The 23,676-nt window shown below is 41.1% G+C and carries 29 protein-coding genes and 1 pseudogene; 25 read left to right on the top strand and 5 right to left on the bottom strand.

Annotated features, from left to right (window positions below; translation table 11 throughout):
- Positions 1-21: 21 nt before the first annotated feature.
- Positions 22-1,473 (bottom strand): PTS N-acetylmuramic acid transporter subunit IIBC, encoded by a 1,452-nt coding sequence (murP, locus tag EAE93_RS14395; RefSeq protein WP_214039948.1) that lies wholly within the window; start codon positions 1,471-1,473, stop codon positions 22-24.
- Positions 1,474-1,502: 29 nt separating this feature from the next.
- Positions 1,503-2,408 (bottom strand): N-acetylmuramic acid 6-phosphate etherase, encoded by a 906-nt coding sequence (gene murQ, locus EAE93_RS14390; RefSeq protein WP_214039947.1) that lies wholly within the window; start codon positions 2,406-2,408, stop codon positions 1,503-1,505.
- Between the two features lie 201 nt (positions 2,409-2,609).
- Here murQ and EAE93_RS14385 point away from each other — a divergent pair, with 201 nt between their 5' ends.
- On the top strand, positions 2,610-2,825 hold the full coding sequence (locus EAE93_RS14385; RefSeq protein WP_214039946.1) for a hypothetical protein: 216 nt from the start codon (positions 2,610-2,612) through the stop codon (positions 2,823-2,825).
- A 36-nt stretch (positions 2,826-2,861) separates the two neighbouring features.
- Here EAE93_RS14385 and EAE93_RS14380 read toward each other — a convergent pair whose 3' ends face one another.
- Positions 2,862-3,341 carry an Hcp family type VI secretion system effector gene (locus EAE93_RS14380; RefSeq protein ID WP_113026438.1) on the bottom strand — a complete coding sequence of 160 codons (480 nt, stop codon included), beginning with the start codon at positions 3,339-3,341 and terminating at the stop codon, positions 2,862-2,864.
- A gap of 343 nt (positions 3,342-3,684) precedes the next feature.
- Between EAE93_RS14380 and EAE93_RS14375 the strand changes: the two genes are divergently transcribed.
- From EAE93_RS14375 to EAE93_RS14325, 11 genes and pseudogenes are all read left to right on the top strand, one after another.
- Entirely contained in the window at positions 3,685-3,897 is a 213-nt protein-coding gene (locus EAE93_RS14375; RefSeq protein WP_036780271.1) for a hypothetical protein, read from the top strand.
- A gap of 80 nt (positions 3,898-3,977) precedes the next feature.
- The gene (locus EAE93_RS14370; protein ID WP_250151036.1) at positions 3,978-4,847 is read left to right on the top strand and encodes a hypothetical protein; all 870 of its coding nucleotides are present in this window, start codon (positions 3,978-3,980) and stop codon (positions 4,845-4,847) included.
- On the top strand, positions 4,840-5,241 hold the full coding sequence (locus EAE93_RS14365) for a DUF1240 domain-containing protein (protein WP_258165512.1): 402 nt from the start codon (positions 4,840-4,842) through the stop codon (positions 5,239-5,241). The genes EAE93_RS14370 and EAE93_RS14365 overlap by 8 nt, the downstream gene beginning before the upstream one ends.
- Before the next feature lie 47 nt (positions 5,242-5,288).
- On the top strand, positions 5,289-5,690 hold the full coding sequence (locus tag EAE93_RS14360) for a DUF1240 domain-containing protein (protein WP_214039945.1): 402 nt from the start codon (positions 5,289-5,291) through the stop codon (positions 5,688-5,690).
- A gap of 47 nt (positions 5,691-5,737) precedes the next feature.
- Entirely contained in the window at positions 5,738-6,139 is a 402-nt protein-coding gene (locus EAE93_RS14355; RefSeq protein WP_214039944.1) for a DUF1240 domain-containing protein, read from the top strand.
- A 47-nt stretch (positions 6,140-6,186) separates the two neighbouring features.
- Entirely contained in the window at positions 6,187-6,588 is a 402-nt protein-coding gene (locus EAE93_RS14350; protein ID WP_036813502.1) for a DUF1240 domain-containing protein, read from the top strand.
- Positions 6,589-6,635: 47 nt separating this feature from the next.
- Entirely contained in the window at positions 6,636-7,037 is a 402-nt protein-coding gene (locus EAE93_RS14345; protein WP_214039943.1) for a DUF1240 domain-containing protein, read from the top strand.
- A gap of 47 nt (positions 7,038-7,084) precedes the next feature.
- A pseudogene (locus EAE93_RS14340) lies at positions 7,085-7,488 on the top strand (DUF1240 domain-containing protein).
- Positions 7,489-7,535: 47 nt separating this feature from the next.
- Complete coding sequence (locus tag EAE93_RS14335) at positions 7,536-7,937, top strand: DUF1240 domain-containing protein (RefSeq protein WP_065389757.1); 402 nt, start codon at positions 7,536-7,538, stop codon at positions 7,935-7,937.
- Positions 7,938-7,984: 47 nt separating this feature from the next.
- Entirely contained in the window at positions 7,985-8,386 is a 402-nt protein-coding gene (locus tag EAE93_RS14330) for a DUF1240 domain-containing protein (RefSeq protein WP_214039942.1), read from the top strand.
- 652 nt (positions 8,387-9,038) lie between these two features.
- Entirely contained in the window at positions 9,039-9,929 is an 891-nt protein-coding gene (locus EAE93_RS14325; RefSeq protein ID WP_214039941.1) for a LysR family transcriptional regulator, read from the top strand.
- A 207-nt stretch (positions 9,930-10,136) separates the two neighbouring features.
- Here the strand turns inward: EAE93_RS14325 and EAE93_RS14320 are convergent, their stop codons facing one another.
- Complete coding sequence (locus EAE93_RS14320) at positions 10,137-12,062, bottom strand: ABC transporter ATP-binding protein (protein ID WP_214039940.1); 1,926 nt, start codon at positions 12,060-12,062, stop codon at positions 10,137-10,139.
- Between the two features lie 122 nt (positions 12,063-12,184).
- Here EAE93_RS14320 and kefG point away from each other — a divergent pair, with 122 nt between their 5' ends.
- From kefG to slyD, 4 genes are all read left to right on the top strand, one after another.
- Entirely contained in the window at positions 12,185-12,736 is a 552-nt protein-coding gene (kefG, locus tag EAE93_RS14315) for a glutathione-regulated potassium-efflux system ancillary protein KefG (RefSeq protein WP_214039939.1), read from the top strand.
- A 2-nt stretch (positions 12,737-12,738) separates the two neighbouring features.
- Positions 12,739-14,583, top strand: coding sequence for a glutathione-regulated potassium-efflux system protein KefB (kefB, locus tag EAE93_RS14310; protein WP_214039938.1), 1,845 nt, complete (start codon positions 12,739-12,741; stop codon positions 14,581-14,583).
- The gene (locus EAE93_RS14305; RefSeq protein WP_040149004.1) at positions 14,567-14,770 is read left to right on the top strand and encodes a YheV family putative zinc ribbon protein; all 204 of its coding nucleotides are present in this window, start codon (positions 14,567-14,569) and stop codon (positions 14,768-14,770) included. Before kefB ends, EAE93_RS14305 begins: the two co-directional genes overlap by 17 nt.
- 88 nt (positions 14,771-14,858) lie before the next feature.
- A complete protein-coding gene (gene slyD, locus EAE93_RS14300; RefSeq protein WP_036813525.1) occupies positions 14,859-15,437 on the top strand; it encodes a peptidylprolyl isomerase in 579 nt (192 codons plus the stop codon).
- Positions 15,438-15,539: 102 nt separating this feature from the next.
- Here the strand turns inward: slyD and EAE93_RS14295 are convergent, their stop codons facing one another.
- Entirely contained in the window at positions 15,540-15,758 is a 219-nt protein-coding gene (locus EAE93_RS14295; RefSeq protein WP_040149003.1) for a protein SlyX, read from the bottom strand.
- A 344-nt stretch (positions 15,759-16,102) separates the two neighbouring features.
- Between EAE93_RS14295 and fkpA the strand changes: the two genes are divergently transcribed.
- From fkpA to tuf, 9 genes are all read left to right on the top strand, one after another.
- Complete coding sequence (gene fkpA / locus EAE93_RS14290) at positions 16,103-16,867, top strand: FKBP-type peptidyl-prolyl cis-trans isomerase (protein ID WP_044467018.1); 765 nt, start codon at positions 16,103-16,105, stop codon at positions 16,865-16,867.
- A 288-nt stretch (positions 16,868-17,155) separates the two neighbouring features.
- Positions 17,156-17,878 carry a helix-turn-helix transcriptional regulator gene (locus EAE93_RS14285; RefSeq protein WP_036779966.1) on the top strand — a complete coding sequence of 241 codons (723 nt, stop codon included), beginning with the start codon at positions 17,156-17,158 and terminating at the stop codon, positions 17,876-17,878.
- Positions 17,878-18,273, top strand: a complete 396-nt coding sequence (gene tusD / locus EAE93_RS14280) for a sulfurtransferase complex subunit TusD (protein ID WP_036813528.1) — start codon at positions 17,878-17,880, stop codon at positions 18,271-18,273. The genes EAE93_RS14285 and tusD overlap by 1 nt, the downstream gene beginning before the upstream one ends.
- A 9-nt stretch (positions 18,274-18,282) precedes the next feature.
- A complete protein-coding gene (gene tusC, locus EAE93_RS14275) occupies positions 18,283-18,642 on the top strand; it encodes a sulfurtransferase complex subunit TusC (RefSeq protein ID WP_036813530.1) in 360 nt (119 codons plus the stop codon).
- A gap of 20 nt (positions 18,643-18,662) precedes the next feature.
- Positions 18,663-18,950 carry a sulfurtransferase complex subunit TusB gene (gene tusB / locus EAE93_RS14270; protein WP_214039937.1) on the top strand — a complete coding sequence of 96 codons (288 nt, stop codon included), beginning with the start codon at positions 18,663-18,665 and terminating at the stop codon, positions 18,948-18,950.
- Between the two features lie 135 nt (positions 18,951-19,085).
- Positions 19,086-19,460, top strand: coding sequence for a 30S ribosomal protein S12 (gene rpsL, locus EAE93_RS14265; protein WP_011144815.1), 375 nt, complete (start codon positions 19,086-19,088; stop codon positions 19,458-19,460).
- 97 nt (positions 19,461-19,557) lie between these two features.
- Entirely contained in the window at positions 19,558-20,028 is a 471-nt protein-coding gene (gene rpsG / locus EAE93_RS14260) for a 30S ribosomal protein S7 (protein WP_011144816.1), read from the top strand.
- 81 nt (positions 20,029-20,109) lie between these two features.
- Positions 20,110-22,218: an elongation factor G gene (gene fusA / locus EAE93_RS14255; protein ID WP_110091219.1), complete on the top strand. Its 2,109-nt coding sequence runs from the start codon at positions 20,110-20,112 to the stop codon at positions 22,216-22,218.
- A gap of 71 nt (positions 22,219-22,289) precedes the next feature.
- Positions 22,290-23,474: an elongation factor Tu gene (gene tuf / locus EAE93_RS14250; protein WP_036779953.1), complete on the top strand. Its 1,185-nt coding sequence runs from the start codon at positions 22,290-22,292 to the stop codon at positions 23,472-23,474.
- Positions 23,475-23,676: the final 202 nt, after the last annotated feature.

The following is a 23,676-nucleotide window of genomic DNA, read 5'->3' as shown; positions in this document are numbered from 1 at the left end:
GAAGGGAGTCATTCACTATCATCAGGTTAAATCGACATTTTTACTGCCAAATAGCAGAGTCATTACAAAACCGCTGATATAAGCAACTGCTAGTCCAGCGGCGTACACGGCCATTCCGACAAAAATACCGCTATTGGAAGTCATTAACGGCAGTGCAACCAATCCCGATGGACCAAAAACCGTATTCAGCCCGACAGGTAATCCTAAATAAGCTACCAAACCGATAAAGAAACCACCGGCGGCACCGCCCAAACAGGCGGTGATAAAAGGTTTAATCCGTGGGAGTGTGACGCCATAAATCAAGGGTTCGCCGATGCCGAGAAAGCCTGGAATAATGGCGCCTTTTATCTGCGTACGTAGCAGAGAGTCTTTTTTCGCCTTGATGTACAGCGCCAATGCTGCACCAACCTGTCCGCCGCCTGCCATTGCCAGGATTGGGAACAGAGAATTAAAGCCTTGTGCGTCCATTAGTGCGAAATAGACCGGAACAAACCCTTGGTGAACACCGAACATAACCGCGAGTAAAAATAGCCCGGCCAATATCGCCGTACCAAAAGGATTACCGTCAAGGTGAAGGAATAACCATGACATGCCGCTAAACAGATAACTCCCCAATGGCATGATAATAATAAAGGTGATTACTCCCATGATTAGCAGCGTAATAGCCGAGGTAAGGATCATATCCAGATTGTCTGGAATAATCTTACGAACCTGCCGTTCTACCCATGCTCCCAGAATAGCGGCGATAAGAACGCCGATAATATTGCCGCGTGGATCGATGCCATAACCAAAGAAAGTGGAAATACCGGAATAGAAACCGCTGGTGGCGTCTGGGTTATAGCTGAGTACAAACAGCGAAGCGATGATGGCGCCATTTATTCCCGATCCGCCAAATGCTTTTTGCGCGTTATAACCGATCAGAATACTCAGAAAGCTGAACATGCCTTTACTGAAAACTTTCATATAGCCGATGATTTCAACCAAAACAGTATTAGGGTGTTTAACGCCTTGAATAGCTATCTGTTCGAGTAAAGTGGCAAAGCCGAGAAGCAAGCCAACGGCAATAAAACCGGGGATCAATGGGGTAAAAATGGTAGCGAACTTGGTCAGGAATTTGTGTACCGCGCTTACCTGTTTCTCTTTAAGTTGCTTTTTATTCGCAGAAGCAATATTGGTTAAATCAGTGCCGCTCGGTTTCGATTGTTCTGTAGGAGGAGAAAAATTTAGCAATTCATTCATTATTTCAGCCGCTGCTTGGGCTTTTCCCGGCCCAAGCACAATCTGAAACTGATTGTCGCTTTCGACAATACCTAACACATTCGGGATCTGTTTTAACGCGGTTTTATCCACCAGAGTATTATCATGCAATGTCAATCGCAGACGGGTCATACAGTTACCACATTGCGCCACATTATTTGCATTGCCGATAGCTTTAAGGATCTGAGCAATGACTGTCTGATTAATTTTAGCCATCTTATTACTCCTTCTCAGCAAGGAAATCGTTACCGAACGGCTGAGATCGTTGGTCGAATAAAACCGTGATGTTTTTCCAGTAAAGCCTTTGCTTGTTGAGCGCTGACGCCAGCCAGAATCATCACAATGGCGGTTTTACAATGCCCATCACATTCAGTTAATGCCTGCTCCGCTTGTTCACGATTGCATTCTGTGGCGGCCATAACGATATTTTTCTGCCTTTCAACCAGCTTGGCATTCGTCGCTTCTACGTCCACCATCAGGTTGCTATAAACTTTGCCTATACGAATCATGGCGCCGGTGGTCAACATATTCAGAATTAACTTTTGCGCGGTACCGGCTTTCATACGTGATGAACCTGTGACAATTTCCGGCCCCACTATCGGTGTAATGGCGATATCGGCTGCTTGTGTCATCGGGCTTTCCGGGTTACAGCTAATGCAGGCAACGGTGGCGCCAACGGATTTCGCATACGCCATCGCACCCAAGACATAAGGTGTACGGCCGCTGGCGGCAATACCAACCAATACATCTTTTGCATTAAAGTTTAGCGCTTGAAGATCATTTACGCCCAGTTGTTGGTTATCTTCTGCATTTTCAACGGCGCTTAGGATGGCCTGATGCCCGCCGGCAATTAATCCAACCACTTGTTCCGGTTTGGCGCCATAAGTAGGCGGACACTCACTGGCATCCAAAATCCCTAATCGGCCCGATGTCCCGGCACCGATATAAATTAAACGACCTCCCTGACGAAATGCTTCGGCAATTTTGTCTACCGTTTCAGCGACTTTCGGCAAAGTTTGCTCTACAGCCAGTGCGACCTTTTTATCTTCATCGTTAATCAGTTTTAGCATTTCAAGGGTCGGCAAAGTATCAATATTGGTACTGGCGGGATTGCGGCTTTCAGTGACCATACTGTTGAGATTGATTTTCATATTGTTTTCCTGATGGAATATTCTTGAAGTGATAAATAGTTATTTACTCTTCTTTGTCATAAAGAGCAAATTTGGTCAATGTTTCGATAAAAGTGATAGCCTTGTGAATGCATTTTATGGGGTGTAGAGCAAAAAGGGCTATAAATCGGAAAAGATGATATAATTTCTGTATTTGTTGAAATGATGAATTAGGATATTAATATGAATGAAAAAAGAAAGATTTTTAGTAAGGCATGGTTCAAGGATCTTTTTTTTATATGGATTAAAGATCTTTTATGGAACACAATCCCTTTTATAGTGATTATAGCTTGGTCGGCTATGGCCGCCGGTTGTTTTCCTGATATGTGGGGTCGATTGACATTATTAGGTATTGTTGTTGTTACCATTTTTGTTTTTTTGCGTATTAGAAAGAGTTAAGCATATATAAATATACATGCTTAACTCGGTTTATTTTCAATAAACTCTATCATCCCATATACTGTAAGCAGATGTGCCGGCGGTTATGTGATTCCAGGATATGGATCTATATTTGAGAAAGACTTTTTCGTACGGCATCACTTCATTATCATTTATTGAGTGCGGGTAAACGCAAGCAATATCAGTAATACTCGCTTCTGTTAATTTGACCTCATAGAAAAGTTCTAATTGTCCAGCCATATTTGTTCTGTAAAAGAAGAAAATCGCATTGATTAGCTCGTTTGAAGATATTGCGGAGGCTAACAGCGGGGATGATTTATCTATTGGCTTGAGAAATTGTATAGGGTGATGATCGACATGTTGTTGGCGAGTTATCGAGTGCTTTAAACTCAATATTTGTATTTGATCTTCGTGCCCATTTTGATATCGGTTCCCTATAGAGTCTAGCGTTGAACAACCGGCAGAAATTAAACCTTGCTTCTTACCATTTAACGATAAATAGATTATATGTGACATAAGCGATTACCATACAAATTCTTTATTTAAGTTACCTAAAACGATATGTTTAGGCTGTCAAGATACGACCTTAACACTAAAATATAAAGAAATTAAGAGTTCAATGTTGGTTTTTTTCTTAAAGGATAGAAGCAGTGATAAAGAATAAAAAATTCTTTGTTCGATGATGTATTTATTACTTTCACGCTTAAACATCAGCTGTTATTTTTGTATTGCTATACAGGAACTTAACTGTTGGTATTCTACGGTTGTTTAATTTTTTGCTATTATATGGTCGACATGGCTATTTCTTATGTAATATAGTGCGGTATTTGAACCTTTAATTGTTAATGGGATTAGCCGTATGAACGATAGAGATAGACAACAGTTATTACAACAGCTCACCGACGTATTAATGAATAGTCCGTTAATCCCAGAGGAAAAACTGGCAATGATGATGATGCAGTGTTTTCAGCTATTATTGTCAACTCAAGCCAGCGCGATTGATATGAAGACTTCAGATGGCCGCGTCCTTTCACTCAAATTGGAAATGGAAGCTCCGGCGGTTAAACACTGATGTGATGATTTTTGATTTTAAAGTGCCTATCCCAATAGTCTTATTGGGATAGGCAGTAAGAATATTAAAAGGGTTTCACAATGACATATAAAAAATACAACCCCTCGCCAGAGGGCTATATGGGGGATTTCCTGAGAGGTCAGGTTGGGGTTAACCAATTAAAACCTCAGCATGAATTCTTTGATGCCATTGGTCTCGAAAAGCAGTTAAGAGAGAATACAACCTATATTGCGCTGCTATCGTTAGAAGAAGCGAAAGATGTTCTGGAGGAGCTTGATTCGCCGAAGCCAAAAAGTCCATTTATAAAGAAGATATTTGAGATTACCGATCCCATATCACCTTATGCAGGTAACATACATGATTCTTTTGATCTCTTTAATGTTATAGGTGAGTTTAAAACATTAGGAATTAAAGCCACAGAGTATGTGGGTAAGGATGGAAATAGATATATTAAAATATCGGGTTATGCGGGAGTTAGAAAGATCATCACTGCTTCAAGATACAAAGCTTCTAATATGAAGGTGATATCTATGGGGATTGGGCAGAAAGGACTAAATAGCGGCATAGTTAAAGGAATGAAGTTCAGTATATTCTTTTCCGCGGCTTATCGAACGGTTGAGCTTATGTTTAAGGATGAATACACACTGGCTGATTTTCTAGGTAATATTGCGGTAGATCTGGCTAAGACAGTAGTGATAACCTTTGCGTCTTGGGTTATAGGTATTGTTCTTTCATCTTTTTTGGCAGCAGGTGCTAGCATTATTGTCGTAGCTGGTATAATTTTTGGAGTTGGTTTGTTTGTTACTATTGGGCTAAATTATCTAGATGATAAATATGGCATAAGTAAGAAGGTTATTGATTTAATAAAAGAGGTTTATAATAGAGAAAGAATCCCAGAGGCTAATTTTAATAAGGTTCTTCATGATTTTGGAAGATATAGTCGTGGATAAAAAAAGAAGAATAATTCATATTATTTTGGCGATTTTTGTATTGTCTCTGGTATTTTTGGGTATGTTTGCTTCTGTTGATGGTCTATTTTCATTGATTACAATGGCTGAGGTAATCTCTTTTTCCAACAGTATAATAATTGCGTTTTTTTTCTTCCCGTTGGTTTTTTATTTCTTGATTTGTTCTATTTATTTAAATTTAACAACGCGTATCCCGAGATATCATGATATTTATGTTAAATATCTTGGTATGATAGCTATTGTTGCATTTTTTTTGAGTTTTCCTATATCTTTTTATGTGCATTATAAGCTGAGGAGTGAGAATTACTTGATATGCCAAAAGATATCTTGGATGTCACCGAATAAATATGTAAAAGATATTAAACTATGTGATTGATATTATTGTATTTGATTTCGATCAATTCCTTAATAACTGGGGGGATTATGGAAGGTAAAAAGAAGATTATGCATATTATTGGTGCCATTGCTATTTTTCTTTTAGCTTTATCTACTTTCTTCTTGACAGGGGGAAATATAATTTCTTTAATTGAAATGGATGAACAAATAACATTCTCAGGTGGTGTTGTTATAATATTTTTTTCTGCTCCTTTGATTTTGTATTATATGGTTGCAGTTATTTTTGTCAGTATAACTGATCGTCCTCCAAAACATCATGATGGTTTTGTTAACTGTTTTGGGACGATAGCTATTATTTCATTTTTTTTAGGCTTCCCTACATCTTTGTATGTGCATTTTCACTTAAAAAGTGATGACTATTTGGTATGTCCAAGAATCTCTTGGATGTCGCCTAATACCTATGTGAAAGATATGAAGCTATGTGATTGATATTGTTGTATTTGATTTCAATCCATTCCTTAATAACTGAGGGAGTTATGGGAAATAAAAAAAAGGTTATACATATCATCGTTGCTGCTGCTACTTTTATTTTAGTATCATTAGGGTTATTTTTGACAGGGGAAAATTTGGTTTCTTTAGTTAAGATGGATGAGAAAATAACATTCTCAAGTAGTGTTTTTATGATATTTTTCTTTTCTCCTTTGATTTCGTATTGTATGGTTTCTATTATTTTTTCTAATATAACAAACCGTTGCCCAAAATACCATGATAGTTTCATAAAATACTTTGGTTCGATAGCCATTATTTCACTTTTTTTAAGTTTTCCTATATCTTTCTATGTGAATTATAAACTGAAAAGTGATAACTATTTGGTATGCCCAAGAATATCTTGGATGTCGCCTAATACCTATGTGAAAGATATGAAGTTATGTGATTGATATTGTTGTATTTGACTTCAATCAATTTCTTAATAACTGGGGGAGTTATGGGAAATAAAAAAAAGGCTATATATATCATTTGCGCTCTTTTTTTTCTCATTCTAACGTCATTCACTTTTTTTTTGACAGGGGAAGATTTAGTCTCTTTAGTTAAAATGGATGAGAAAATAATATTCTCAAGTCGTGTTATTATTATATTCTTTTTTTCTCCTTTGATTCTTTATTCTCTATTATTTATTATTTTTGTCAGTATAACTGGTCGCTATCCTAAGCATCATGATAGTTTTAATAAATATTTTGGATCGATAGCCATTATTTCACTTTTTTTAAGTTTTCCTACATCTTTGTATGTGCATTATAAGTTAAAAAGTGATGGCTATTTAGTATGTCCAAGAATCTCTTTGACGGCGCCGAATACTTATGTGAAAGATATGAAGTTATGTGATTGATATGGTTGTATTTGATTTCAACTAATTTCTTCATAATTGGGGGCGGTATGGGAAATAAAAGAAAGATTATACATGTTATCGCTGCTCTTGCTATTTTTCTTTTAGCTTTATTTGCTTTTTTTTCAACCGGAGAAAATTTGGTTTCTTTAGTTAGAATGAGTGAGAAAATAACATTCTCGGGTGGTGTTGTTATAATATTTTTTTCTTTTCCTTTGGTTTCTTATGCTATATTTTTTATAGTTTTTGTTACTATAAGTGGTCATTATCCAAAGCATCATGATGGTTTTGTTAACTTTTTTGGGACGATAGCTATTATTTCATTTTTTTTAGGCTTCCCTACATCTTTGTATGTGCATTATAAGTTAAAAAGTGATGACTATTTGGTATGTCCAAGAATATCTTGGATGTCTCCGAATACTTATGTGAAAGATATGAAGTTATGTGATTGATATTGTTGTATTTGACTTAAATCAATTCCTTAATAACTGGGGGAGTTATGGAAAATAAAAAAAAGGTTATACATATCATCTGCGCTTTTTTTATTTTCATTCTAACGTTATTCACTTCTTTTTTGACAGGTGAAAATTTAAATTCTTTAATTGAAATGGATGAAAAAATAATATTTTCAGGCGGTGTTTTTATGATATTTTTTTTTCTTCTCCTTTGGTTTTTTATTATATGATCTTTGTTATTTTTGTTAATATAACTGGTCGTTATCCAAAACATCATGATAGCTTTAACAAATATTTTTGTTCGATAGCTCTTGTTTCAATTGTTTTAAGTTTTCCTACATCTTTATATGTGAATTATAAGTTGAAAAGTGATGGTTATTTGGTATGTCCAAGGATATCTTGGACGTCGCCGAATACTTATGTGAAAGATATGAAGTTATGTGATTGATATTGTTGTATTTGACTTCAATCAATTCCTTAATAACTGGGGGAGTTATGGGAAATAAAAAAAAGGCTATACAGATCCTCGGTGCTCTTGCTATTTTTATTTTAGCATCATTAGGACTCTTTTTAACAGGGGGGAATCTAATTTCTTTAGTTGAGATGGATGAGGAAATAACATTCTCAAGTAATGTTTTTATAATATTTTTTTCTTTTCCTTTGATTTCTTATACTACATTTCTTATTATTTTTTTTACTGTGACTGATCATTATCCAAAGCATAATGATAAATTTGTTAAATGTTTTTTTTCGATAGCTATTGTTGCACTTTTTTTAAGTTTCCCCATATCTTTCTATGTGCATTATAAATTAAAAAGTGATGGCTATTTGGTATGTCCAAGAATATCTTGGATGTCTCCGAATACTTATGTGAAAGATATGAAGCTATGTGATTAATATTGTTGTATTTGACTTCAATCAATTCCTTAATAACTGGGGGAGTTATGGAAAATAAGAAAAAGGTTATACATATCATCTGTGCTCTTTTTATTTTCATTCTAACGTTATTCACTTCTTTTTTGACAGGTGAAAATTTAAATTCCTTAATTGAAATGGATGAAAAAATAATATTTTCAGGCGGTGTTTTTATGATATTTTTTTCTTCTCCTTTGGTTTTTTATTATGTTTTTTTTATTATTTTTGTTAATATAACTGGCCGTTATCCAAAACATCATGATAGTTTTAATAAGTATTTTGGGACGATAGCTATTATTTCGTTTTTTTTAAGTTTTCCTACATCTTTGTATGTGCATTATAAGTTAAAAAGTGATAACTATTTGGTATGTCCAAGAATATCTTGGATGTCTCCGAATACTTATGTAAAAGATATTAAACTGTGTGATTAATATTAGTTTGGCTATAAATAAGGTTTCATAATTCTGCTACACGTGGCTTTCTTCAACCAATTGTTATACATAGAGTTATATGTTATGTAGCGTGTGTAAGGTGTAGCACTATTTTGGAAAGCTATTTATAGGAGTATTTTTATACGATGCCATTTTATTATTGTTTATCGAAAAAATAAGAATCAAATAGTGATTTATCTATAATTGCGTATTTTATGATATATCATCATTTATAGATAATAAATACCTCCATATTATCGCTGACTTTGGTTATGTTATTTAAAAATTAAGGCTAATAGCGATGTTTTCATAATGATATTCACCAGATATATTTATCTGCCTTGTGTAGTAGCGAATGTATGTCACAGGATGTATAGGGATTGCTATAGGTAAAACACCTAAAAAGCGTAAAATTCATTATATTTTAAAGCGTTTAATTTAGATGGATTATTTAGTCATTTACCTCAGGGAGTAGAAAGGAATTATGGTAAAAATAAAATTTTGTCAACATTTTTATAATAAATTAATTGATCATCTTATAATTGTTGTTTAATCTCTGTTTAATTAATTTCAGTTAAGTCTAAAACATTTAGGCTATTGTTGAAATAATAACGCAAGCAAAGTTTGAAAGATAAACCCGAATGGTGGAGATATGGATATACGTAATCTCAAAGCTTTTATCGTGTTGGCTGAAACACTTAATTATCATCAGGCTTCTCAAATACTACATATTTCACAACCTGGGCTGACTAAGAAAATTAATGCGCTGGAAGAAGAGTTCGGGGCTTCTTTGTTTTCCAGAGGGCCGAATGGTACTAGATTGACTGATTTTGGGCAAAAGACCTTTGAGAATGCTCAGAAGTTATTGGGTCATTTTGAGCAGTTTCAGACTCAGGTGAATCATGATTTGCAATATGATTCGCCACATTACCTCTATGTTAGCTCTTGTTTTCCTATTTATGATTCCGGGAAAATGGAAGAGCGGCTTTTTCTAGGTAGTAAGGAAAAGGTGGTGCTTGTGCTAATGACGGGGCTGACATTTGAGCAGCAAATGAATCTATTAAACTCGGGTCTATTACATATCGCTATTGTTCCTTTACCGTTAACTTCATCACTTATGCCAAGGAAGATTTTTACTGAAAAACTCGTTTATCTTTTTAAAAAAGGCAGTGATTGGAATCAGAATTTTGCTGAGTTAAATAAGGAAATAGTATCATTATATAGCCTTGTTAATACTGGTGAGAGTAATATATCGTTTGATTTTACCGATGGTATTAATACATTTTCTATTTATAATAATAATATGAATTTAATGTTAAGAACTAATGATATTATGGTCATGATTGAGTTGATCATTAAACGCAATGGTTTTTCTTTAGTGCCGGAAAAAGTTATTCGCTCAATTCCATCACAATATCTGGATTCATTAGAGGTGTTGAAAACCGATATGGAGATTGATTTTGGTATCTTATGGAGTCCTGTTATCGATTATGAGTTGGTAAGTGAGGCGGAATTATTCTCTTCATTAATCGATAATATGTGAATCAGAAAGATAGCTGTTATTTATATAGGGGTAATTATATTGAAATTGTGTGGTGATATTATTGTGGATAAAGATGAAATATATATGGGGTATTATGGTTGGATTTATCTATTGCTGTTTTAAATGAAATAATATGACTATTATCGAAAAATAAAGCGGATTATTTTCTCCGCTCTATTTTTATTGAATGATAATTTATGAAATCATTTATCCTTCAAACTCTTGCGTCATTTTTTCAAGCTGTTCCTGAATTTCCATCCATGATAATTCAATTTCTTCCAATTTTGATTTGGTCTGATTCTGCTTTTGCAGATATTCAGTCAATTCGGTTTTACGGCTGTTATCATAAATAGCGCTGTCTGAAAGTTGGTTTTCTAGTGCGACCAGTTCGTTACCCAGTTTCTCCATCTGTTTTTCCAGATCAGCAAGCTGTTTGCGCAATGGTTGCGTTTGGTTACGGAAGTCAGCTTGACGCCGTTTTTGATCTTTTCTTTCCTGAGCGCTTTGGCTGGATGACTCTTTTTCCTTGTCGTTGTTTTCACGTAGTTGCTGATTTTGTTGACGTTGTTGATCTGTCAGCCATTGTTGATAATCTTCTAAGTCGCCATTGAACGATTCTACCTGACCATCGTGAACCAAATACAATTCATCTGTTGTTGAACGTAATAGATGTCGGTCATGGGAAACTACAACCAATGCACCGTCAAAGTCGATCAAAGCTTCTGTCAGTGCTTGACGCATATCCAGGTCGAGATGGTTCGTTGGTTCATCAAGCAACAGAAGGTTAGGGCGTTGCCAGACCATTAATGCCAAAACCAAACGCGCTTTTTCTCCCCCGGAGAAACGTCCACTTGGGTCAGTCACTTGATCGCCTTTGAAACCAAAGCCCCCCAGATAATCTCTGAGTTGCTGTTCTGTTTCCTGTGGCGCAATGCGGACTAAATGCTGTAATGGTGATTCATCAGCACGCAAATATTCCAGTTGATGCTGGGCGAAATACCCCAGTTTGATCCCTTTAGCTAATTCTACGGTTCCACTCTGAGATTGCAGTTCTCCAGCTAACAGTTTAATCAACGTGGATTTACCCGCGCCATTACGGCCAAGCAGGCCAATGCGGGAGCCGGGAACCAGATTCAGTTTGATGGAATTTAAAACGGTCCGTTCGCCATAGCCTGCGCTGACTTTTTCCATTTTCAGGAGTGGGTTGGGCAGACTCTCCGGTTTACGGAAACTGAAATGAAATGGGTTATCAACGTGGGCAGGGGCGATCAATTCCATCCGCTCTAACATCTTGATACGGCTCTGAGCCTGTTTAGCTTTGCTGGCTTTGGCTCGGAAACGGTCAATATAACTTTGCAGATGGGCGACTTTCTCTTGCTGACTTTTATAAAGGGCCTGTTGTTGCGCTAGCTTGGTCGCGCGTTGGCGTTCGAAAGATGAGTAGTTGCCGCTGTACTCAAATAGAGATTGTTGCTCTATATGGAGGATCTTATCAGCAATAGGGTCGAGAAAATCCCGATCATGGGAGATAAGGATTAATGTTCCGGGGTAGCTTTTCAGCCATTTTTCCAACCAGATAACCGCATCCAGATCAAGATGGTTAGTCGGTTCATCAAGCAACAGCAAGTCAGAACGGCAGAGTAGTGCCTGAGCTAGATTGAGGCGCATGCGCCATCCACCGGAAAAGGCACGTACCGGTTGATCAAGTTGTTCCTGAGAGAAACCTAAGCCGTGCAACAAACTTGATGCTCTTGAACGGATTGTCCAGGCTTGAACTGTGTCCAGTTGACTATGCAGGTGAGCAATCAGATTGCCGTCGTTTTTTTCATTGGCTATCCGCAGTTGTTGTTCCAGTTGGCGGAATTCACGATCACCATCAATAACATACTCCAGAGCAGGTATTTCCAGGGCGGGCGTTTCTTGATTCACCCAGGACAGCGCCCAGTTACTGGGAAAAGTGAATGTTCCTGTTTCAGCCTGAAGTTCATTTTTTAATAATGCAAGTAGGGTAGATTTGCCACAGCCATTTTTCCCTACCAGACCCACTTTCTGTCCGGGATTAATAGTGGCGCCGGCATTATCCAGCAAGACACGGGTTCCGCGACGAATTTGTAATGAAGAGAAAACAATCATAAGTATCGTTTGTATAAAATATGTTAAATTAGCAGTAACAGATAATAAGCGTCTTAATTTTATCACTTTGTATGCATGTTAACGGAAAATACGTGTCCTGACACGTTCTTGAGGAGGGAACGATGTTACAGCCGCCTAAAGTCCTGCTGCTGTATGCCCATCCTGAGCCACAGGATTCAGTAGCAAATCGTGTTTTGTTACAACCTGTGCAGGGTTTAGAGCATGTCACAGTTCACGACTTATATGGATCTTATCCAGATTTTTTTATTGATGTTCATTATGAGCAACAACTGCTTCGAGAACATCAGGTGATTGTTTTTCAACACCCACTGTACACCTACAGTTGTCCCGCTTTATTAAAGGAGTGGATGGATCGTGTACTGACTCGGGGGTTTGCCAGTGGTATTACTGGATTGGCGTTACAGGGAAAATATTGGCGTTCAGTGATTACTACAGGGGAACCGGAAAGCACGTTCCGGGCCGATGGGTATAATCTCTATCCAATGGAAGAGATCCTTCGTCCTTTTGAACTCACCGCAGCGATGTGCCGTATGCATTGGTTATCACCAATTATTGTTTATTGGGCGCGTCGTCAAAAACCTGAACTTCTTGCCATCCATGCTAATGATTATCGTGAATGGCTCAAATCGCCATTGTCATTAGGAGGGCTATAGTTATGGAGCATTCAGCGCAATTGAGCGCCGGTGTATTGTTTTTATTTGCTGCCGTTGTGGCAGTGCCAATCGCACAGAAATGCAAGATTGGAGCCGTATTAGGTTATTTGTTGGCGGGGATTGTCCTGGGGCCGTGGGGGTTGAGCTTTATCAGGGATGTTGATGATATTCTTCATTTCTCTGAGTTGGGGATTGTTTTCCTGATGTTTATCATCGGGCTTGAACTTAATCCGGCTAAACTTTGGCAACTCAGGCGATCTATTTTTGGCGTCGGTGCGGCTCAAGTTATTTTCACGGCGAGTGTGCTGGCCGTGCTGCTTTATCTGACCGATTTTTCATGGCAAGCGGCGGTTATTGGCGGTATCGGTATGGCGATGTCCTCAACGGCAATGGCCCTGCAACTCATGAAAGAGAAGGGTATGAACCGCAATGAAGGCGGGCAGCTTGGTTTCTCGGTTTTGCTATTTCAAGATATGGCGGTCATCCCGGCTTTGGCATTGATTCCGCTGTTGGCAGGGGAAACAGCATCCGGTGACTGGTATCGCATAGCGTTAAAAATTGCTGCTTTTGCTGGCATGTTGCTCGGTGGCCGTTATCTGTTACGTCCGCTGTTTCGTTTAGTCGTCAGGGCTGGAGTACGTGAGTTATTTACGGCGGCGGCATTACTGGTGGTACTTAGCTCTGCGCTATTTATGGAAGCGCTCGGTTTTTCTATGGCGCTGGGAACCTTTATCGCAGGAGTATTATTGGCAGATAGCGAATATCGCCATGAACTGGAAATATCCATAGAACCGTTCAAAGGATTACTGTTGGGGCTGTTTTTTATTTCGGTCGGTATGTCTCTGAATCTGGGAGTACTACTAATACATTTGTCCGAAGTATTACTTGGTGTGCTGGCTTTGGTGATTGTAAAAGGCATTGTGCTCTATCTTATCGCAATGAGCGCAGGCTTACGAGGGGCATCCTGCCTGCAATTTTCCGGCGTACTCAGTCAGGGCGGAGAATTCGCCTTTGTCCTGTTTTCCGCCGCATTGAGCCAGAATGTGCTCAATAGCGGGCAGATGGCTTTGTTGCTGGTCGTAGTGACAATATCGATGATGACAACGCCGCTTGTCATGCAATTGATAGATGCTATTCTGGCACGCCGTTATAATGCCCAAGATGAGACAGATGAACAGCCCTTTGTGGAAAATGATGATCCGCAGGTGATTTTAGTGGGCTTTGGCCGGTTCGGACAGGTAATCGGTCGTCTTCTGATGGTGAATAAAATCCGTATAACGGTGTTAGAGCGCGATGTCAGCGCTGTGAGTACTATGCGGCGTTATGGCTATAAAGTTTATTATGGTGATGCGGCTGAATTGGAGCTGCTACGTTCGGCGGGTGCGGATAAAGCCAAAGCGATAGTCATCACCTGTAATGAGCCGGAAGATACCATGATGATCGTTCATTTATGCCAGAAGCATTTCCCGAATCTGCATATCATGGCGCGGGCCAGAGGACGCCTGGAAGCGCATGAACTGCTGCAAAATGGAGTAAAAAATTTCACCCGTGAAACTTTCTCCAGTGCCCTGGAACTGGGGCGTAAAACCTTAGTTGAATTGGGAATGCATCCGCATAAAGCTAATCGCGCAAAACAACATTTCCAGCGGTTAGATATGCGGATGCTGAGAGAACTTATGCCGCAGCTACAGGGTGATGTCGCTCACATATCTCGTATAAAAGAGGCGCGGCGGGAACTGGAAGAGCTGTTCGAACGGGAAATGCTCAATGAACGCCGCCAACCGGATGGTTGGAATGAGCATGAATACATGAATAATAGCGGAGCAAATCATGTCAGTAAGTCGTAAAAGATTTATTGCTGGTGCTGTCTGCCCAAAATGTCACTCTCAGGACACACTAGCAATGTGGCAAGAAGATCAGGTAGATGTGGTGGAATGTGTCCATTGTGGTCACCAACAACGCCAGACTGATGAGAAAGTGACCTCTCATGTCAGAAAGCAAGAGCAGGTTATTGGTATTTTTACCCCACAATAATTATGTGAATATTAGCGCGAGTGAGTACAGAGACTGAAAATTCCGCTACAATCGGTAAAAATTTTTAGACCCACGGGTAGGAGATGTCATGAAAGTAGCAAAAGACTTGGTAGTCAGCCTGGCTTATCAAGTAAGAACAGAAGAGGGTGTTTTAGTTGATGAGTCACCGGCGAGTGCGCCGTTGGACTATCTGCATGGCCGTGGTTCATTGATTAGCGGTTTGGAAAAGGCGCTAGAAGGCCGTGAGGCTGGTGAGAGTTTTGATGTTAGCGTACAGGCTGATGACGCCTATGGTCAGTATGATGACAATCTGGTTCAGCGTGTGCCAAAAGATGTCTTTGTTGGTGTTGATGAGCTAGAAGTTGGCATGCGTTTCCTGGCTGATACCGATATGGGGCCAGTACCCGTAGAAATTACAGCGGTTGAAGATGAGCATGTTGTGGTTGATGGTAATCATATGCTGGCTGGTCAGAACCTGAAATTCAATGTTGAAGTCATTGCCATTCGTGAAGCGACTGAAGAAGAATTGGCTCATGGTCATGTTCATGGCGCTCATGGTCACGAGCATGGCGAGGGCGGTTGCTGTGGTGGTCACGGCCATGACGACGGTCATCATCACCATCATGATGAAGGACACGGATGTTGCGGTGGCGGCAGTTGCCACTGATAAGCTAAAGCGGATAGTGCATTTTAATATTTAAAAAAGCGGGGCAAGTTCGGAGAGTTCAGTTTCGATGCTTGCCCTGATTTATTGTAATTTAATGTTTTTCTAGTAATGAGGCGGAGGCGTCTCCTCAGATGGTGAAGCGACCATTGAGGGTTGAGTGGCTTTTAATCGTTCTGTCATCAACCGCAAATGCTCTTTTAATCTGGCGATCTCCATTTGTTGCTCAGTTACTACCTGATTTAATTCTTCGATAGTTATGTCTTGAAAAGCAATTCGACTTTCCAAATGTTCAAGCCGTTGCTCAAATTCTGACAGATCCATGATCTCCTCCCATTTCAGGCCCTGTATTGCCAGTGTTAAATGCCCCATATTAATTAAGAGTGGCCTACTATGCCCAGAATATTCTGTGAAATGCGGTTATTATGAAACCTCTTGCCATTTATGTTGTCCTAATACATTTGGGGCACTAAAACAGCAAATATTGTGTTCAATAAACATTATGTTCAACAAACATTGTGTTCAGCAAACATTGTGTTCAATAAACATTGTGTTCAACAAATATTGTGTTCAACAAATATTGTGTTGTGCTCCTGTAGGCAGTTATAGTGGCTTGATTGCATAACTTTTGCTGACGGTAAAATCCCCCAAAGCTATTGGAGAAACAGATGAAATCATTGTTTAAAGTTACCCTGCTTGCTACTACATTAGCGATGGCTTTCAGCGCCCCTCAGGTGTTGGCGGCTAAAGCAGATAGTCAGAGTAGCACAGAATTGAACAGCGCATTTAAAACAGAAGATCAGCAAAATGCTTATGCTCTGGGTGCATCTTTAGGGCGTTATATGCAAAACACTCTAAAAGAACAGAAATCTCTGGGTATCCCATTGGATAAAGATCAATTGTTATCGGGTGTGCAGGATGCTTTCAATAACAAAAGCAAACTGACTGACAGCGAAATTGAAAATACGCTGCGTGCATTTGAAGGGAAAGTGAAGTCTGCCGCTGAAGCTAAGATGGAAAAAGAAGCTCGCGAGAATGAAGCTAAAGGCGCTAAATATCGTGAAGAATTTGCTAAGGAAAAAGGCGTCGTTAAGAGCAAAACCGGCCTTTTGTATAAAATAGAGAAGGACGGCAGTGGTAAGAAACCTGTGGCAAGCGACACGATAGTTGTGAACTACCGAGGAACATTGATTGATGGTAAAGAATTCGATAGTTCCTATAAGCGTAATGAGCCGCTTTCTATTCGTCTGGATGGCGTTATTCCAGGTTGGACAGAAGGTTTACAGAATGTGAAAAAAGGTGGAAAAATTAAACTGGTTATTCCACCAGAGCTGGCCTATGGTAAAGCGGATCTGCCGGGTATTCCTGCAAATTCTACATTAGTATTTGATATTGAGTTGTTGGATATTAAAGCGGATACCAAAGCTAAGTAAGCTGTCAGCTAAATATCTTTGATCAATACGGATAAAACCGTTGGTAGAGATTCTGTCAACGGTTTTTTGTTACTGAAAGCTGTGATAGAGACCAAATGTCTGAGCTGCAATGGCTTGACGATGATGTCATGTGGTTTTAACGTCAATATTTCATGTGAATGCAAAGATCTTTGATTAGGATCTCTGTTAAGCTGCAATAATTGAGTTTTCACAAGAAATTTTTATAGGTTTATCACGTTGTGTTTTTAGCAAGACGTCGTTGTCTGCGTTTGAAGGATGGTGTATTGAATGTCTAACCCGTTATTATCTGGTGATATCAGTGATGTCGATTTACTGGAAAACCAACCGTTTACTGAAACGGACCACGAAATTTTAAAATCTTATGAAGCCGCGGTTGATGGCTTGGCTATGCTGATTGGTGGGCATTGCGAGATTGTCCTTCACTCATTGGAAGATCTTAAATGTTCAGCCGTCAGAATAGCTAACGGAGAACATACAGGTCGTAAAATAGGTTCACCTATCACTGATCTTGCGTTGCGCATGCTGCATGACATTACAGACGAAGATTGTAGTGCATCCAAAGCCTATTTTACTCGCGCGAAAAGCGGTTCATTGATGAAATCAGTCACGATTGCGATCCGCAATCGGAATCGCCGAGTGATCGGCCTGCTGTGCATTAATATGAATCTTGATGTTCCTTTCTCTGAAATTATTCAGACATTTATTCCAGAAGAAACACATGATGTCGCACCAAACGTAAATTTTGCCTCATCCGTGGATGATTTGGTCGCGCAAACGCTGGAATATACTATTGAAGAAGTCAATATTGATCGCAGTGTATCCAATAATGCCAAGAACAGGCAGGTGGTTCTGAATCTCTATGAGAAAGGCATTTTTGATATTAAAGATGCAATCAATCAGGTTGCTGAGCGTTTAAATATTTCTAAACATACTGTTTATCTCTATATTCGTCAGTTTAAAAATGGTGAATGTTTAGGGCCTGAGCGGTAATGTCTTCGTTGTCTTATTGTCTGCTGGTTACGGGGCCTGCATATGGCACCCAGCAAGCCAGCAGCGCTTACCAATTCGCGCAAGCCTTAATTACGATGGGGCATAAACTTAATACCGTATTTTTTTATCGGGAAGGGGTTTATAACGGCAATCAGTTGACTGTACCAGCCGGTGATGAGTTTAACTTGGTTAGCGCATGGCAAATGATGGCAAAGGAGCATCGGTTTAGCATGCATATTTGTATTGCCGCTGCCCTGCGCCGTGGTGTTCTTGATGCTCAGCAGGCGAATGAGTTGAATTTACCGGTAGCAAACCTAGCTGAAGGGTTTGAATTAAGTGGATTGGGAACACTGGCTGAGGCTATGTTGACTTGTGACCGTGTGGTGCAATTTTGAGAGGCAAAAATGAAAAAAATTGCTTTTGTCTTCACTAAAGCGCCTCATGGTGATGCAGGGGGTAGAGAAGGCTTAGACGCATTGCTGGCAACTTCGGCATTAACAGAAAAGATAGGTGTGTTTTTTATTTCTGACGGCGTACTCCAACTATTACCGAATCAGCAGCCTGACGGAATCCTTGCCAGAAACTATATCGCTACTTTTAAGGTGTTGCCTTTGTACGATATTGAAGAATGTTATTTGTGCCAGGAAGACCTTACGATGCGTGGGTTAAGCTCAATCAATCGTTTTGTTCTGGATACGGAAGTGATACCCGCAGAAACAATCCGTGAGAAGTTGGTTGACTATGATGTTGTGCTGACATTCTGAGCTATTGGAAGGACAATAATATGCTATATACTGTTGGCCGATCGCCTTATCAATGTGATTTCAATGCGATATTCAAGCTGCTTGCCCGTGGTGATGACATCCTGTTTATTCAGGATGGCGTACTGGCAGGAATTGACGGTAATTGTTATCTGCCGACTCTGATCAGTTGTGGCGCAGCCTTGTATGCGCTGAAAGAAGATGTCGAAGCGCGGGGATTGAACGGGCAGGTTTCAGACAAAGTGCAAGTGATCGACTATACTGACTTTGTTAACCTGACGGTAAAACACCATCAACAATTCGCCTGGTAGTTGAGAAAACGCTGTATATTTCTTGACACCCTGACGAGTCAGCCATAAAATTCCGCGTCCTCGTGTTTTGCCGTTGGGCAGACAAGAGATTTAATCCGTGTTTACGAAGCAAAAAAACCAGGAGTTTTTTTAATAATGGCAACTATTAACCAGCTGGTGCGCAAACCCCGTAGCATGAAGGTTGCAAAAAGCAACGTTCCTGCTCTGGAAGCTTGCCCGCAGAAGCGTGGCGTATGTACTCGCGTATATACCACCACCCCTAAAAAACCAAACTCCGCACTGCGTAAAGTATGTCGTGTGCGTTTGACTAACGGTTACGAAGTTTCTTCTTACATCGGTGGTGAAGGCCACAACTTGCAAGAGCACTCCGTAATTCTGATCCGTGGCGGTCGTGTTAAAGACTTGCCAGGTGTGCGTTACCACACTGTTCGCGGCGCACTGGACTGTTCCGGTGTTAAAGACCGTAAACAAGGTCGTTCTAAGTACGGTGTGAAGAAGCCAAAAGCTTAATGGTTCTCCGTTAAGTAAGGCCAAACATTATTTACTTTAATGTCAAAATAAACTCGTAGAGTTTTGGACAACCCTGAATTCGAAACGGAGTATTTCCATGCCACGTCGTCGTGTAATTGGTCAGCGTAAAATTCTGCCAGATCCAAAGTTCGGATCTGAATTACTGGCCAAATTTGTCAATATCCTGATGGTAGACGGTAAAAAATCTACTGCGGAAGCAATTGTATATAGTGCGCTTGAGACCCTGGCTCAGCGTTCTGGTAAAGAACATCTGGAAGCGTTTGAACTTGCATTGGATAATGTGCGTCCAACCGTGGAAGTTAAGTCCCGCCGTGTTGGTGGTTCTACTTATCAGGTACCAGTTGAAGTTCGTCCGGTTCGTCGCAATGCGTTGGCAATGCGCTGGATCGTTGAAGCTGCTCGTAAACGCGGTGATAAATCTATGGCTCTGCGCCTGGCGAACGAATTATCTGATGCAGCCGAAAATAAAGGCACTGCCGTTAAGAAACGTGAAGACGTTCACCGTATGGCAGAAGCTAACAAGGCGTTCGCACACTACCGTTGGTAATCCCATCGTAGTGATGATGCCCTGGGTGGCGGTTCTGCCACCCAGATTTACATTGAACGTCCTAGGATATAGAGGAATCAAATGGCTCGTACAACACCCATTGCACGCTACCGTAATATCGGTATCAGTGCACACATCGACGCCGGTAAAACCACCACTACCGAACGTATTCTGTTCTACACTGGTGTAAACCATAAGATCGGTGAAGTTCATGATGGCGCTGCTACTATGGACTGGATGGAACAGGAGCAGGAGCGTGGTATTACCATCACCTCCGCAGCAACAACTGCTTTCTGGTCAGGTATGGCTAAGCAGTTTGACGCGCACCGTATTAACATCATCGACACCCCAGGGCACGTTGACTTCACTATCGAAGTAGAACGTTCCATGCGTGTTCTTGACGGTGCGGTAATGGTTTATTGTGCGGTTGGTGGTGTTCAGCCACAGTCCGAAACCGTATGGCGTCAGGCAAATAAATATAGAGTTCCACGTATCGCGTTCGTTAACAAAATGGACCGTATGGGAGCGAATTTCTTACGTGTTGTTGAGCAGATCAAAACTCGCTTGGCGGCAAACCCAGTACCTCTGCAATTAGCCATTGGCGCAGAAGATGCTTTCACCGGTGTTGTTGACCTGGTGAAAATGAAAGCCATCAACTGGAACGATGAAGATCAGGGAACTACCTTCACTTATGAAGATATCCCGGCTGAGATGCAGGATCTGGCGGAAGAATGGCGTAACAATTTGATTGAAGCCGCTGCGGAAGCATCAGAAGAGCTGATGGAAAAATACCTTGGCGGTGAAGAACTGACTGAAGAAGAGATCAAAGCTGGTCTTCGTCATCGTGTTCTGACTAACGAAATCATCCTGGTTACCTGTGGTTCTGCATTTAAGAACAAAGGTGTTCAGGCAATGCTGGATGCGGTTGTTGAGTACCTGCCAGCACCAACGGATGTTGAGTCTATTAAAGGTATTCTGCCAGACGGTAAAGATACGCCGGCAGAACGTCATTCTGACGACAACGAACCATTCTCAGCGCTGGCGTTTAAAATCGCGACTGACCCATTCGTTGGTAACTTGACCTTCTTCCGCGTCTACTCTGGTGTAGTTAATTCCGGTGATACCGTTCTTAACCCAGTGAAAGACAAAAAAGAGCGTTTTGGCCGTATCGTTCAGATGCATGCTAATAAACGTGAAGAGATTAAAGAAGTTCGTGCAGGTGACATCGCCGCTGCGATTGGCCTGAAAGACGTGACGACTGGTGATACGCTGTGTGATATCAACGCGCCAATTATTCTGGAGCGTATGGAGTTCCCAGAGCCAGTTATCTCTGTTGCTATCGAGCCAAAAACTAAAGCTGACCAGGAAAAAATGGGTATCGCTTTAGGCCGTCTGGCTCAGGAAGACCCATCATTCCGCGTGTCTACCGATGAAGAATCTGGTCAGACTATTATCGCTGGTATGGGTGAGCTTCACTTGGATGTCTTGGTTGACCGTATGCGTCGTGAATTCAAAGTTGAAGCGAACGTCGGTAAACCTCAGGTTGCTTACCGTGAAACCATCCGCTCTACTGTTGAACAAGAAGGTAAATTTGTTCGTCAGTCTGGTGGTCGTGGTCAGTTTGGTCACGTATGGCTGCGTATTGAGCCAATGGAACCAGGTGGCGTAGGCTACGAATTCGCTAACGAAATCGTTGGTGGTGTTGTTCCTAAAGAATATATCCCGGCAGTAGATAAGGGTATTCAGGAACAAATGAAAAATGGTGTTCTGGCCGGTTACCCGATTGTTGACGTTAAAGTGGCGCTGTTCGATGGTTCTTACCACGAAGTTGACTCTTCTGAAATGGCGTTCAAAATCGCAGGTTCTATGGGCTTCAAAGAAGGCTTTATGAAGGCGAAACCAGTTCTGCTGGAGCCTATCATGAAAGTTGAAGTTGAAACACCAGAAGACTACATGGGTGACGTTATCGGTGACCTAAACCGCCGCCGTGGTATGATTGACGGTATGGAAGATATGACTACCGGCAAAATCGTACGTGCTCAGGTACCATTATCTGAAATGTTTGGTTATGCTACTGACCTGCGTTCTCAGACCCAAGGTCGTGCTTCTTACTCTATGGAGTTCCTGAAGTACAATGAAGCGCCGAGCAACGTCGCTCAGGCTATTATCGAATCTCGTAAAGCTAAATAAGTTTTTCGGGTTTAATATCTAGATTCAGCTCCCTCCCCTATGATGAGGGAGCGATATTAAGGAATAGAGTCGTGTCTAAAGAAAAATTTGAACGTACAAAACCGCACGTTAACGTTGGTACTATCGGCCACGTTGACCACGGTAAAACTACCCTGACTGCTGCTATCACTACTGTACTGGCTAAAACCTACGGTGGTAACGCTCGCGCATTCGACCAAATTGATAACGCGCCAGAAGAAAAAGCGCGTGGTATCACCATCTCTACTTCTCACGTAGAATACGATACCCCAAGCCGTCACTATGCGCACGTTGACTGCCCAGGCCACGCCGACTATGTGAAAAACATGATCACCGGCGCGGCTCAGATGGACGGCGCAATCCTGGTAGTTGCTGCGACTGACGGCCCAATGCCGCAGACTCGTGAGCACATCCTGTTAGGTCGTCAGGTAGGCGTTCCTTACATCATCGTATTCCTGAACAAATGTGACATGGTAGACGATGAAGAGCTGCTGGAACTGGTTGAGATGGAAGTGCGTGAGCTGCTGTCTCAGTACGATTTCCCAGGCGACGATACCCCGGTTATCCGTGGTTCCGCGCTGAAAGCGCTGGAAGGCGATGCAGAGTGGGAAGCGAAGATCATTGAACTGGCCGATGCCCTAGACAGCTACATCCCAGAACCAGAGCGTGCAATCGACCAGCCATTCCTGCTGCCAATCGAAGACGTATTCTCGATTTCAGGCCGTGGTACCGTGGTAACCGGTCGTGTAGAGCGCGGTATTGTTAAAGTGGGTGAAGAAGTTGAAATCGTTGGTATCAAAGACACCACGAAAACCACGTGTACTGGCGTAGAAATGTTCCGCAAACTGCTGGACGAAGGCCGTGCGGGTGAGAACGTGGGCGTTCTGCTGCGTGGTACCAAACGTGACGAAATCGAACGCGGTCAGGTACTGGCCAAACCGGGTTCAATCAAGCCACACACCACTTTCGAATCAGAAGTTTATATTCTGAGCAAAGACGAAGGCGGCCGTCATACGCCATTCTTCAAAGGCTACCGTCCACAGTTCTACTTCCGTACAACTGACGTAACCGGCACAATCGAGCTGCCAGAAGGCGTGGAAATGGTGATGCCAGGCGATAACATTCAGATGAAAGTGACCCTGATTGCGCCAATCGCAATGGACCAGGGTCTGCGCTTCGCTATCCGTGAAGGCGGCCGTACCGTAGGTGCTGGTGTTGTTGCTAAAATTATCGCGTAATTTTTTGATGTGATTACACTAAAAGGGCATCAACCGATGCCCTTTTTGTACGTTGTCTTAATAAGAACCTATCTCATCAATAGTTGTTTTTAATTATTGGTGAGATAGGCTCTGATGCAACGAATTGGCTATATCTCTCTCAGATATACAATGTCATACTGAATTATGGCGCCAAGTCAGATACAATCACTCAAATCTTTTG

Origin of the sequence: Photorhabdus akhurstii (genome assembly GCF_018448925.1) — a bacterium.
Lineage (GTDB): Bacteria > Pseudomonadota > Gammaproteobacteria > Enterobacterales > Enterobacteriaceae > Photorhabdus > Photorhabdus akhurstii.
This window is presented reverse-complemented; position numbering and strand designations above follow the sequence as displayed.